This is a genomic window from Betaproteobacteria bacterium (genome assembly GCA_009377585.1).
In the GTDB taxonomy this organism is placed as follows: Bacteria; Pseudomonadota; Gammaproteobacteria; order Burkholderiales; family WYBJ01; genus WYBJ01.
In genome coordinates this window covers 1-12093 of sequence record WHTS01000054.1, presented here as the reverse complement: position 1 = coordinate 12093, position 12093 = coordinate 1, and the positions used below count along the sequence as shown (strand labels likewise).

At 66.4% G+C, this 12093-nt stretch carries 11 protein-coding genes; 6 read left to right on the top strand and 5 right to left on the bottom strand.

What is annotated here, in order from left to right; genetic code table 11:
• Positions 1-56 precede the first annotated feature (56 nt).
• The 5 genes from ribA to GEV05_17160 form a co-directional block, all read right to left on the bottom strand.
• Positions 57-1340 (bottom strand): GTP cyclohydrolase II, encoded by a 1284-nt coding sequence (ribA, locus tag GEV05_17180; GenBank protein MPZ45091.1) that lies wholly within the window; start codon positions 1338-1340, stop codon positions 57-59.
• Between the two features lie 23 nt (positions 1341-1363).
• Positions 1364-1984 carry a GTP cyclohydrolase I FolE gene (folE, locus tag GEV05_17175; protein MPZ45090.1) on the bottom strand — a complete coding sequence of 207 codons (621 nt, stop codon included), beginning with the start codon at positions 1982-1984 and terminating at the stop codon, positions 1364-1366.
• Positions 1985-2045: 61 nt separating this feature from the next.
• Positions 2046-3896, bottom strand: a complete 1851-nt coding sequence (locus GEV05_17170; GenBank protein ID MPZ45089.1) for a 1-deoxy-D-xylulose-5-phosphate synthase — start codon at positions 3894-3896, stop codon at positions 2046-2048.
• A gap of 45 nt (positions 3897-3941) precedes the next feature.
• Positions 3942-4859 carry a geranyl transferase gene (locus GEV05_17165; protein ID MPZ45088.1) on the bottom strand — a complete coding sequence of 306 codons (918 nt, stop codon included), beginning with the start codon at positions 4857-4859 and terminating at the stop codon, positions 3942-3944.
• Positions 4825-5085, bottom strand: a complete 261-nt coding sequence (locus tag GEV05_17160) for an exodeoxyribonuclease VII small subunit (protein MPZ45087.1) — start codon at positions 5083-5085, stop codon at positions 4825-4827. Before GEV05_17160 ends, GEV05_17165 begins: the two co-directional genes overlap by 35 nt.
• A gap of 175 nt (positions 5086-5260) precedes the next feature.
• Between GEV05_17160 and GEV05_17155 the strand changes: the two genes are divergently transcribed.
• The 6 genes from GEV05_17155 to GEV05_17130 form a co-directional block, all read left to right on the top strand.
• On the top strand, positions 5261-6226 hold the full coding sequence (locus tag GEV05_17155; GenBank protein MPZ45086.1) for a radical SAM/Cys-rich domain protein: 966 nt from the start codon (positions 5261-5263) through the stop codon (positions 6224-6226).
• 129 nt (positions 6227-6355) lie between these two features.
• Positions 6356-8497 carry an NAD(P)-binding protein gene (locus GEV05_17150; protein MPZ45085.1) on the top strand — a complete coding sequence of 714 codons (2142 nt, stop codon included), beginning with the start codon at positions 6356-6358 and terminating at the stop codon, positions 8495-8497.
• A 311-nt stretch (positions 8498-8808) separates the two neighbouring features.
• Positions 8809-9564, top strand: coding sequence for a glycosyltransferase (locus GEV05_17145; GenBank protein ID MPZ45084.1), 756 nt, complete (start codon positions 8809-8811; stop codon positions 9562-9564).
• Positions 9554-10213 (top strand): DUF2064 domain-containing protein, encoded by a 660-nt coding sequence (locus tag GEV05_17140; GenBank protein MPZ45083.1) that lies wholly within the window; start codon positions 9554-9556, stop codon positions 10211-10213. Before GEV05_17145 ends, GEV05_17140 begins: the two co-directional genes overlap by 11 nt.
• A gap of 51 nt (positions 10214-10264) precedes the next feature.
• Positions 10265-11368, top strand: coding sequence for a Rieske 2Fe-2S domain-containing protein (locus GEV05_17135; protein MPZ45082.1), 1104 nt, complete (start codon positions 10265-10267; stop codon positions 11366-11368).
• A gap of 605 nt (positions 11369-11973) precedes the next feature.
• A partial coding sequence (locus tag GEV05_17130; GenBank protein ID MPZ45081.1) for a response regulator occupies positions 11974-12093 on the top strand: 120 nt, incomplete at its 3' end.

Below are 12093 nucleotides of genomic sequence, written 5' to 3'. Positions count from 1 at the left end.
CGTCGGGCCCGCCAGGCGAGCAGGTTCCGGGGTAGGGGCGATCCATTTCCCCGGCACTACGACTGCTCGTCGGCGCGCGGCGTTTCGGAGATGTTTTCGCCGGTCTCGTCGAGCGACAACAGGTGCCCGAACTTGGCCCGTTTCGTGCGCAGGTAAGCGCGATTCGGTGCGCGCGGCGCCACTTCCAGCGGGACGCGCTCGACCACTTTCAATCCGTATTGCTCCAAGGTACGCACCTTGTCGGGGTTGTTCGTGAGCAGCCGCACGCAGCGCACACCCAGGTCGAACAGGATGTGCGCGCCCGCACTGTAGTCGCGCAGGTCGGCCGCAAAGCCGAGCTCGTGATTCGCCTCCACCGTATCGTGGCCCTGATCCTGCAAGGCATAGGCGCGAATCTTGTTGAGCAGGCCGATGCCGCGGCCCTCGTCGAAGGTGTAGACCACCACGCCTTCGCCCGCGTGAGCGATCATGTCGAGCGCAAGCTCGAGCTGCTCGCCGCAGTCGCAGCGCTCGGAACCGAACACGTCGCCCGTCAAGCACTGCGAATGCAGCCGCACCAGCACTGGCCGGTCGGCCTTGGGCTCGCCCTTGACCAGCGCCACGTAGGGCACCGTCTCCAGCTCATCGCTGTAGACATGCAGCCGAAACTCACCCGCGCGCCGTGTCGGCAGCAGCGTTTGCGAGCGGCGCCGGATATGGCGTTCGTTGCGCCGGTATTCGATCAGGTCCGCGATGCGCAGGATGCGGATGCCGTGCCGCTGCGCGAAGCCCTCGAGCTCGGCCATGCGCGCCATGGTGCCGTCCGGGTTCATGATCTCGCAGATCACGCCGGCGGGCTTGAGCCCCGCCATGCGTGCGAGGTCCACGGCAGCCTCGGTATGGCCACGGCGCGCGAGCACGCCGCCTTCCACCGCACGCAGCGTGAGCAGCCGCCCGGGCCGTATCAGGTCCGCGGGACGGGTTTCGTCGGCGATCGCCACGGCGATGCTGCGCGCCCGATCGTGCGCCGACATCCCCGAGCCCACGCCCTGGCGGGCGTCGATCGGCGTTGCGAACGCGGTGCCGAAGCGCGTGGTGTTGCCGGTGTCGTCGGTGATGAGCTGCAATCCGAGCGCGCGCATGCGCTGTTCGGTGAGAGCTAGCGAGACCAGGCCGCGCGCCTCGGTCGCCATGAAGTTGATCGCTTCGGACGTTGCCCGCTCGGCGGCGACGAACAGATCGCCCTCGTTTTCCCGGTCTTCGTCGTCGACCAGGATCACCATGCGGCCCTTGCGCACGTCGGGCAGGATCGCCTCGACGATCTGCTCGCTGCTTTGCCGCGTTTGCGCCGTCCGATCCATACCCTGCGACCTATGACTGCTCGCTAGCCGATCAGCCGCATGAATTCCAAACGCGTCTTTTCCTGCTCGAATTCGCCGGTGAATGCGGAGGTAGCGGCGATCGAATGCTGCTTCTGCACTCCGCGCATGATCATGCAAAGGTGCTGCGCCTCGATGACGACCGCGACGCCGAGCGGCTGCAGCGTCGCCTGGATGCAATCGCGGATCTCGGTGGTCAATCGCTCCTGCACCTGCAGGCGGCGGGCAAATGCGTCGACCACGCGCGCGATCTTCGACAACCCCACGATATGGCCATTGGGAATGTAGGCGACGTGCGCCTTGCCGAAAAACGGCAGCACGTGATGCTCGCACATCGAGTAGATCTCGATGTCGCGCACGATCACCATCTGCTTGTACTCTTCGCGAAACATGGCCGAGCGCAGGATCTGCGCCGGATCGAGATCGTGGCCGTGAGTGAGGAATTGCAACGCCTTGGCGAAACGCTCGGGCGTTTTCAGCAACCCGTCGCGCCGCGGATCCTCGCCGAGCTCGGCCAGGATGGCGCGAAACGACGCGGCGATCCGCTCGACCGAATTCTCATTGTACTGATCGAGTTTCTGGTAACCGAAGTCGGCGGCGTCGGCGATACGGGTCTGATCGTCCATGGCAAAAGAGCTCCGGGAGGTCGCATCGCGGCCCCGCTGGGCAGCCGCACGCGAGCCTATTCTACCCCGCGAGCAACTCCTGCACCCGCGCGACGATGCCCTCGGCGTTCAGGCCGCATTCGGCCAGCAGCCCCGAGGGCTCGCCATGCTCGATGAACGCATCGGGCAACCCCAATTGCAGCACTGGTATCGACAGCCGGCTCGCATTGAGGCACTCGAGCACGGCGCTGCCTGCACCCCCCATCACCACGTTCTCCTCCACGCACACCAGGACATCGTGCGAGACGGCGAGGCTGCGCACCAGCGCCTCGTCGAGCGGCTTGACGAAGCGCATGTTCGCGACCGTGGCATCGAGCGTCTCGGCGGCCTGCAAGCTCGGCCGCAGCATCGAGCCGAATGCGATCAGCGCAACGCGCCGGCCCGTCTTCACGCCGGGGCCGCAGCGCCGGCGAATTTCCGCCTTGCCGAGCGGGATCGGCGTCATCGCGCTTTCCACCGGCACGCCCGGCCCGGTGCCTCTCGGATAGCGCACAGCGGCCGGCGTGCCGAGCATGAAGGCCGTGTACAGCATCTGCCGGCACTCGTTTTCTTCGGCCGGCACCATGACGGTCATGTTCGGAATCGCGCGCAGGTACGACAGGTCGAATGCGCCGTGGTGCGTCGGTCCGTCCGCGCCCACGACCCCGCCGCGATCGAGCGCGAACACGACCGGGAGGTTCTGGATGGCGACATCGTGGATCAATTGGTCGTAGGCGCGCTGCAGGAACGTCGAATAGATGGCCACCACCGGCTTCATGCCGTCGCAGGCAAGCCCGGCGGCGAACGTGACCGCATGCTGCTCGGCGATGCCCACGTCGAAATAGCGATCGGGATAGAGCTCGGCGAAACGCACCAGGCCCGAGCCTTCGCGCATCGCCGGCGTGATGGCGACCAAGCGCTCGTCCGCGCGCGCCATGTCGCACAGCCAATCGCCGAATATCTGCGTATAGGTCGGCTTGGCGCCGGCCTTGGCTCCGGTGATGCCGGCGTCGGGCTTGAAGGTCGACACGCCGTGATAGAGCACCGGATCGGCTTCGGCGAGCTTGTAGCCCTGGCCCTTGCGCGTTATGACGTGGAGGAACTGCGGCCCGCGCATCGCGCGGATGTTCTTGAGCGTCGGGATCAGGATGTCGAGATCGTGGCCGTCGATCGGCCCGATGTAGTTGAAGCCGAATTCTTCGAACATGGTACCGGGCGTCACCATGCCTTTGACATGCTCCTCGGCCCGATCGGCCAGGTCGCCCAGCACCTTGCGGCCCGCGCGCCTGGCCGCGGTGTAGAAGCGGCCCGACATCAGGCGGGCAAGGTAATGGTTCAATGCGCCCACGGCGGGCGAGATCGACATCTCGTTGTCGTTCAGCACGACCAGCAGGTCGGCATCCATCGCGCCGGCATTGTTGAGCGCTTCGAAGGCCATGCCGGCCGACATCGCGCCGTCGCCGATGATCGCGACCACCTTGCGCTGGAGGCCTTGGCGCGCTGCCGCCACCGCCATCCCGAGCGCGGCGCTGATCGAGGTGCTGGCGTGCGCGGTGCCGAAGATGTCGTACTCGCTCTCGTCCCGACGCGGGAAACCGGCGATGCCATGGCGCATGCGCAGCCGCTTCATGCCCTCGCGCCGGCCGGTGATCACCTTGTGCCCGTAGGTCTGGTGACCCACGTCCCACACCAGGCGGTCGTTCGGCGTGTCGTAGGCGTAGTGCAACGCCAGCGTCAATTCGACGGTGCCTAGATTGGACGACAGGTGGCCGCCGGTCTGGCTGACCGACTCGAGCAGGAACTCGCGCAGCTCGCGCGCGAGCTGCCGCAGCTGGCGCCGGTCCAGCGCACGCAGCTCGTGAGGCCAATTGATCGTTTCGAGTAGCTCGCTCATTGTGAAGGCGTGCACGACGCGTAACCGCTACGCTCGAGCCCGCGCCTAGAACTCCCGCATCACGATGAAATCGGCGAGCTGCCGCAGACGCAACGCCCGTTTGCCAAAGGGATCCAAGGCATCCATCGCGTCCTCGCGCAGCTCCCGGGCCAGGGCCCTGGCCGCCGCAGGCCCCAAGGCGCTGACGTACGTGGGCTTGTCCATGCGTGCGTCCTTGCCTGCCGTCTTGCCCAGAGTGGCGGTATCCGACTCGGCGTCGAGCACGTCATCCACGACCTGGAAAGCCAGGCCGATGCATTTGGCGAAGTGGTCGATGCGCTGCAGATCGTCCGCGCTCAACCGGCGCCCGCAGCGCACACCCAGTTGCAGGGCGGCCCGAATGACGGCGCCGGTCTTGTGGATATGCATGAATTCGAGCTCGGGAACGCTCAACGACGAGCCGACCGCCGCGAGATCGATCGCCTGCCCGCCCGCCATGCCGCGCGACCCCGCGGCGACCGCCAATATGCGGATCATCTCGATCTGCACGGCGGGATCGTCGCTCAGGCGATAGTCCGCCAGCACCTGGAAGGCCAGGCTCTGCAGCGCATCGCCGACCAGGAGCGCCGTTGCCTCGTCGTATTCGACATGACAGGTCGGCTTGCCGCGGCGCAGGACATCGTCGTCCATGCACGGCAGGTCGTCGTGAACCAGCGAGTAGGCATGGATCAACTCCACCGCCGCACCGGTGATCAGCGTGCGCTCGAGCGCCGCCTCGGCGAGCTCCCCGCAGGCGCAGGCGAGCAAGGGCCGGATGCGCTTGCCACCGCCGAGGACGGCATAGCGCATGGCGGCATGCAACCGGGTGGGCGCGATCTCGGGCGCGGGCAACAGATCCTGCAGCCGGGTCTCGATGAGGCCTTGGCGTTGCCTCGACCACGCCAGGAAGTCACTCGGCACGGTCGGCAACCGCCGGCTCCCCATTGAGCGTGAACTCCTTCAGCACGCCGGCTTCCAGCAGCTTGACCTGCTGGCTTGCCTCTTTCAGCGCGTTCTGGCAAAACTGCAGCAGCTCCGCCCCGCGCCGGTAAGCGGCGATCGACTCGTCCAGCGGCAATTGACCCGCCTCCATGGCCTCGACGATCTTCTCCAGCTCGGCGAGCGCGCTTTCGAAGCTCTTGGGGGGCTGCTGCGGGCTCGGTTTGGACATGCGGGGGTGGGAAGGGCAAACGGGAAAAATAACCTATCCCGTTCGCCGGGGTCAAACCGCAAGAACGCGCGATTTGCACTATGGTATGGTTTGCACGCGCGCGCACGCCGACCAGCCGATGTCGTGCCGCAGCCGGCCCCAGTACAGGATACCTGCCTCCCCGGAGATCGAGCCCATGCATTCGACCCTGGCACGCCTTGCAACGGGCGACTTCCCCCCGCTCGTTCGCAAGCGCCTGGACACGCTGCAGGTGAATCTCGGCTACCGCTGCAACCAGGCCTGCCTGCATTGCCATGTCAATGCCGGGCCGACGCGGACCGAGATGATGAGCGATCAGACGCTCGCTGCCGTCCTCGCCTTCCTCCAGGCGACCCGGGTGCCCACGCTCGATGTCACCGGCGGAGCGCCGGAGTTGCATCCCGGCTTTCGCCGCCTGGTGCGCGCGGCGCGCACCCTGGGCGTGCGCGTGATCGACCGCTGCAACCTCACGATCATGGAGCAGCCCGGGCAGGACGATCTTGCGCAATTCCTGGCCGCACAGCAGGTCGAGATCACCGCTTCGCTGCCGTGCTACCTCGAGCAGAACGTCGACGCCCAGCGCGGTGCGGGGGTGTTCGCCGCGAGCATCCGGGCATTGCGCCACCTCAACGGCCTGGGCTATGGCCGCAGCGGCGGGCCGCTGATTCTGAATCTCGTCTTCAACCCGCAAGGTCCCGTGCTGCCCCCGGCGCAAGCCGAGCTCGAGGCCGCATACCGCAAGGCGCTGCGCGATAGCTACGGCATCGAGTTCACCCACCTGTTTACCCTGGCCAACATGCCGATCCAGCGCTTCGGCAGCACTTTGGTGAGCAAGCGCCAGTTCGATCCGTACATGCGCTTGCTGCGATCCAGTTTCCGCGTGGAAAACCTGGAGGCGGTGATGTGCCGCAGCCTTATCTCGGTGGATTGGCAAGGCTGGGTCTACGACTGCGACTTCAATCAGATGCTCGGCGTGCCGCTCGCCCGTGGCTCGAAAGCGCGGGTGCGCCTGGCCGACCTGATCGATACGGACTTGACGGGTAATCCGATCGCCGTGCTCGACCACTGCTTCGGCTGCACCGCCGGCCAGGGGTCGAGCTGCGGCGGGGCGCTAGAGGGCTGAAGCGCGCGTGCGTTGCGATGCCTCAGCTGGTGCCGTGCACCGGAGCGCGCCTGCGCCGGACACGGGACTCGCGGCGAGTCGCTCGTATGCTGCGTGCGCCAGCGGCGGCGCGGAAACCGTGTGCGGGCGGTGAAACGAGCATTCCTGGTGGTCCTGGTCGTCGCGCTGGCGAGCGCGTTCTTCGTTTTCGAGCTGGACCGCTTTCTCAGCCTCGAATACCTGAAGTCGCAGCATGCGGCCGTGACGGACTACTATCGCGCTCATCCCGCCCGCACGGCTGCGGCGTTTTTCTTCTTCTACGTTACCGTCACCACCTTGTCGATTCCCGGTGGCGCAGTCCTGAGCCTTGCGGCCGGCGCCGTCTTCGGCCTCGCGGTCGGCACGCTGCTGGTTTCCTTCGCCTCCAGCATCGGCGCCCTGGCGGCCTTCCTGGTCGTGCGCTATCTGCTGCGCGATATCGTTCAGCGCCGCTTCGGCGCGAAGCTGCGCGCGCTCAACGCGGGCGTAGAGCGCGATGGGGCGTTCTATCTTTTCGCGCTGCGCCTGGTGCCGGCCGTGCCGTTCTTCGTCGTCAACCTGACCATGCCGTTGACGCCGATCCGGCCATGGACCTACTACTGGGTGAGCCAGCTCGGCATGCTGGCGGGCACGGTGGTCTACATCAATGCCGGGACCCAGCTCGCGCGCGTCGAGACCATTGGAGACGTTCTCTCGCTGCCGCTGATCGCCTCCCTCACCCTGCTGGGCGTATTTCCCTTTCTTGCCCGGGCCGCGCTCGATGCGTTCAGAAGCCGAAGGCTCCTTGCCCGCTATCCGAAGCCGGCTCGATTCGACCGCAATCTGGTCGTGATCGGCGCCGGCTCCGCCGGGCTCGTCTGCGCATACATCGCTGCGACGGTGAAGGCCAAGGTGACTTTGGTCGAGCGCAACCGCATGGGTGGCGATTGCCTCAATACCGGCTGCGTTCCGTCCAAGGCGCTGATCCGATCGGCCAGGCTTTTCTCGCATGTCCGCCGCGGCCGGGAATTCGGCGTGGCGAATGCAACCATCACGTTTGAATTCGCCGATTTGATGGCACGAGTGCGGCGCGTGATCGCCAGAGTAGCCCCGCACGATTCGGTCGAGCGCTATGCAGCGCTCGGGGTCGAATGCATCGAAGGCGACGCCACGATCGCAACGCCCTATCGGGTCGACATCCGCACCGCGCAAGGCATGCGTTCGCTCACAACGCGTGCCATCGTGGTGGCGACCGGTGCCCGTCCGTTCATTCCGCCGCTTGCGGGTATCGACCCGGTGCAATGCCTCACCTCGGACAGCGTGTGGGACCTGCACGAGCTGCCGCGGCGCCTGCTGGTGCTGGGAGGCGGTCCGATCGGCTGCGAGCTGGCGCAGTGCTTCGCCCGCCTGGGCTCGGAAGTGACCCTGGTCGAAATGCAGCCGCGACTGCTGTTCAAGGAAGACGCCGAGGTCTCGAGCCTCATCGCCGAGCGTTTCGCGCAGGAGGGAATACGGGTGCTGACGAGCCATACGGCGAAGCGCTTGGTCGACGACGCCAAGACCCCTTTCCTGGTGTGCGCGCACGGCGACGACGAGATTCGGATCGAGTTCGACCGTGTGCTGTGCGCACTGGGACGTAAACCGCACACCGGGAATCTCGGTCTCGAAGCTCTGGGCATCGGTCTCACCCCAGCCGGCGCGGTGGAAGTCGACGACTACGGCCGCACCCGCGTGCCTACCATCTTCGCCTGCGGCGATGTCACCGGGGGCTACCAGTTCACGCACACCGCGGCGCATACCGCCTGGTACGCGACCGTGAATGCGCTGTTCGGCAGCCTGCGCCGATTCCGCATCGACACGCGGTCAATCCCCTGGTGCACCTTCACCGATCCCGAGGTTGCGCGCGCGGGCTCGAGCGAGATCGAAGCCATCGAGCAGGGCATCGCGCACGAAGTCACGCTGTATCGCCTCGACGAGCTCGACCGCGCGATCACCGACGAGGCCGCGATCGGTTTCGTCAAGGTCATCACCGTGCCGGGCAAGGATCGCATCCTCGGGGTCACGATCGTGGCGGAGCATGCCGGTGAGCTGATCGCGGAGTACGTGCTCGCCATGAAGCACGGGATCGGGCTCAACCGGATTCTGGGCACCATTCACGTCTATCCGACGTTTGCCGAAGCGAACAAGTACGCCGCCGGCCAATGGAAGAAGGCGCATGCGCCGCAACGCTTGTTGCGGCTGGTGGAACGATTTCATGCCTGGAAGCGTGCCTGACATGGGACAACATATTCGGGCGCACCCGATGCGCAAGCCGGCGCACGTCCGACTCGTCCCCGCGGAGCAGCCGACGCCCGGTGTCCGCTTCGGACCGGGCCGTATGAGCTTACCGGGCGAGGGGGGCGACATGAGACTCCCGGGCGAGGGGCCCCACGAAGTGGGGATCGACCGCAAGTCGAATGGCGCCAGGCGCCGCTGCTCCGGCGGTTCAGCTTGCTCGACCGTTCATGAGGCGCCCCGCTTGCGGGGATCGACCGCAAAGCGAACTGCGGCCAGGCCGCCGACGGCTTGGCGTTCGCGACTCAATCATGGCCCGGAGGCGGCCGCATGAGCCACCATCCGGCCCGGCTCGTGCCTACGGCCAGGCGGCCGGCGTGAGCAGCCGGTTGTCGGTCGTGGTGCCCGCGCTCGACGAGGCGCTGCATCTGGGGGCGACGCTGGCAGCCCTTGCGCCGGCGCGGGCACGGGGTGCGGAAGTGCTCGTCGTCGACGGCGGCAGCAGCGACGAGACCGTGGCGTTCGCGCGGCCCCTGGCCGATCGCGTGTTGCATTCGCCGCGCGGGCGCGCCGTGCAGCTCAATGCGGGCGCGGCCGCGGCCCGGGGCGAGATCCTGCTTTTCCTGCACGCCGATTCGATCGTGCCCCCCGCATTCGATCGCGCCATCGAAGCGGCCGTGGCGGGTCACGCATGGGCCTGGGGACGGTTCGACGTGCGCATCGACGGGGGCCCTCGTGTGCTTGCGCTGGTGGCGCGGATGATGAACTTGCGCTCGCGTCTCACCGGCATTGCCACCGGAGATCAGGCCCTGTTCGCCACGCGGGCGCTCTTCGAGCGCGCCGGCCGCTTCCCCGTGCAAGCGCTGATGGAGGACATCGCATTCTGCCGCCATGCCAAGCGCATTGCGGCTCCGATCCGGTTGCGCGAAACGGTGCTGACCTCGGGCCGGCGCTGGGCGCGGCACGGCGTCGTGCGTACGATCCTGCTCATGTGGCGGCTGCGACTGGCCTATTTCCTCGGCGCCGATCCGGCTCGGCTCGCCGCCCGCTATCGCGATGTCCGTTGACCCGGATCTCGCGCTGCTGATCTTTGCGCGCGCGCCTGTTCCCGGTGGCGCCAAGTCGCGTCTGATCCCGAGCCTCGGCGCCGAAGGCGCGGCGCTGTTGCAGCAACGAATGACCCGACGCGTGCTCGAGACCGCCACCGCGGCCGCTGTCGGCGCGGTATTCCTCTGGTGCACGCCGTCTGCGCGCCACCCGTTCTTCGTTGCCTGCCGCGCAGCGTACGACGTGGCGCTGCGCACGCAGAGCGGCGCAGACCTCGGCCAGCGCCTGCTGGGCGCACACGATCGGACCTTCCGCTCGTACGCTCGGCTGCTTGTAATAGGCACCGACTGCCCGCTGTTGAGTAGACAGGATCTGCACGCGGCCCGGACGGAACTTCGGCGCAGCGATGCCGTCGTAATCCCGTCGGAAGACGGCGGCTACGTCCTGCTGGGGCTGGCGCGCCCTTGCCCCGAGGTATTTCGGGATATCGACTGGGGCAGCGCCCGGGTGCTCGAGCAGACCCTCGCGCGCTTGCGGGAAAACGGCCGTTCCTGGCGCCTACTACCGCCGCTGTGGGACGTCGACCGTGAAGAGGATGTCGTGCGCCTCGCCGCTTGCCTGCCCGATATGGTCGCTGACCTGCCAACCCATTTTCGGCTTGCGCGTTAAGGGCCAACTGGCACAATACGCGCTTTTTACACTTGGAGAGGATTGTTCTTTATGTCCGATCTGGCCGCTGTTCAGGCCTCGCAACAGTCCCAGGCGCAGTTACCGCTGCATTGGTACTTCGACGAGCGCATCGCCGCGCTGGAACAGCGCCTGCTGTTTGCGGCGGGGCCGGGATATGTCGGACATGAGCTGCTGGTGCCGGAGCGCGGTGACTTTCATAGCCTCGACTGGTCGGGCGATTCGCACGTGCTCGTGCGCAACGAGCACGGCGTCGAATTGCTCAGCAACGTGTGCCGGCATCGCCAGTCGACCATCCTTAAAGGCCGGGGCAACACCCGCGCACTGGTGTGTCCGCTGCATCGCTGGACGTACGGCCTGGACGGAAGGCTGCTCGGAGCGCCGCATTTCCCTCTGCGTCCCTGCCTGGATCTGGCGCGCGTTCGCACCGGGTGCTGGAACGGCCTGTTGTTTCGCGGCCCGCGCGATCCGGCAAAGGATCTTGCGCCCGTGCGCTGCCAGGAGCTTCTACGCTTCGATGGATTCGTATTCGACCGCGTGGAAACAACCGAGTACCGATTCAACTGGAAGACCTTCATCGAGGTCTACCTGGAGGATTACCACGTCGAACCGTTCCATCCCGGCCTGAGCAACTTCGTCGACTGCAATCATCTCGAATGGGACCTCGGCGACTGGTACAGCGTTCAGGTCGTAGGCGTGAACCGGGCGCTGCAACGGCCCGGCACGCCCGTCTACCGGCAATGGCACGAGCAGGTGCTCAAGCAAGGCAACGGAGAAGCCCCCGCGATCGGCGCCATCTGGATGGTGTACTACCCGAACGTGATGATCGAGTGGTATCCGTACGTGCTGGTCGTGAGTACCGTGCTGCCGCGCGGTCCGGAAGCATGCACCAACGTGGTCGAGTTCTACTTTCCGGAAGAGATCGCATTGTTCGATCGCGACTTCGTCGAGGCCGAGCGCAAGGCCTATCTCGAAACCGCGGCCGAAGACGAAGTCATCTGTGATCGTATGACCGAGGGTCGGCGCGCCCTGTTCGTCCAGGGGCTGAACGACGTGGGTCCGTACCAGTCGCCGATGGAAGACGGCATGCGGCACTTCCACGAGTTCCTGCAGCGCGAGCTGGCGCAGCACCTGTAGAATCCCTCTCGACACGGCCCGCAAAAAAAGGGCGCGGTCGCCCGCGCCCAAGGAGGGGTCTCGAGCGCGCATCAGAGCGGCGGCGCAAGCGCTTTGTATTCCCGCTGGTGGCGGCTGCGTTCGGCGTTCCTGACCGCATCGCCCAGCGATCCGCAGCGGCGCGATGCTTGCGGGCCGGCCTCGTCGCAGAGGACGAGCAGGTCGCTGCAAAGCAGAAGCGCCTTCCCTGGCGCGGGTCGGCATCGGGGCGAGCGCGTTGCCGATGTGTTTTCGTTCTGAGCCGGCTTCATGGTGTGCTTTCCGGTCGAATCTGCGGTGCGCATTGGCAGGCATTGTGTCGTGCCGCCGTGCGACTGCGAATAGGACATCGGTATTAGGCAGCGGCGCCCGGGAAGCTCATGTCGCCGCCCCTCGCCCGGTAAGCTCGGGCCGCCGTGGTCCGGGTATTCCCGGCCTCACCCCGGAGGAAGAGGGGAGCCCTTCAATGCCGCTGTCCTAGCACCGAGGTCGTATTCCTTCTCGCCCACCCGGGGCTATACTGGCCGCAACGAGCGCGAAATGACATCGACAAATGGGGCGTTCGTTCTGGCGAAGGGGAGGCGGCAATGAAGATCCTGGTCGTGGATGATCATCCACTGATTCTCGAAGCGCTCAAGCAAGTGCTGCGCGACCTTCATCCCGATATCGAAGTGCTGGAGGCTCGCGATGCAACCCAGGCGATCGAA

Excerpts from the sequence above, each read along its gene's own strand:
- GEV05_17135 (MPZ45082.1), top strand. The coding sequence starts at position 10,265 with ATGTCCGATCTGGCCGCTGTTCAGGCCTCGCAACAGTCCCAGGCGCAG.
- GEV05_17165 (MPZ45088.1), bottom strand. The coding sequence starts at position 4,859 with ATGGGGAGCCGGCGGTTGCCGACCGTGCCGAGTGACTTCCTGGCGTGG.
- GEV05_17155 (MPZ45086.1), top strand. The coding sequence starts at position 5,261 with ATGCATTCGACCCTGGCACGCCTTGCAACGGGCGACTTCCCCCCGCTC.
- ribA (MPZ45091.1), bottom strand. The coding sequence starts at position 1,340 with ATGGATCGGACGGCGCAAACGCGGCAAAGCAGCGAGCAGATCGTCGAG.
- GEV05_17170 (MPZ45089.1), bottom strand. The coding sequence starts at position 3,896 with ATGAGCGAGCTACTCGAAACGATCAATTGGCCTCACGAGCTGCGTGCG.
- GEV05_17140 (MPZ45083.1), top strand. The coding sequence starts at position 9,554 with ATGTCCGTTGACCCGGATCTCGCGCTGCTGATCTTTGCGCGCGCGCCT.
- GEV05_17145 (MPZ45084.1), top strand. The coding sequence starts at position 8,809 with ATGGCCCGGAGGCGGCCGCATGAGCCACCATCCGGCCCGGCTCGTGCC.
- folE (MPZ45090.1), bottom strand. The coding sequence starts at position 1,984 with ATGGACGATCAGACCCGTATCGCCGACGCCGCCGACTTCGGTTACCAG.
- GEV05_17160 (MPZ45087.1), bottom strand. The coding sequence starts at position 5,085 with ATGTCCAAACCGAGCCCGCAGCAGCCCCCCAAGAGCTTCGAAAGCGCG.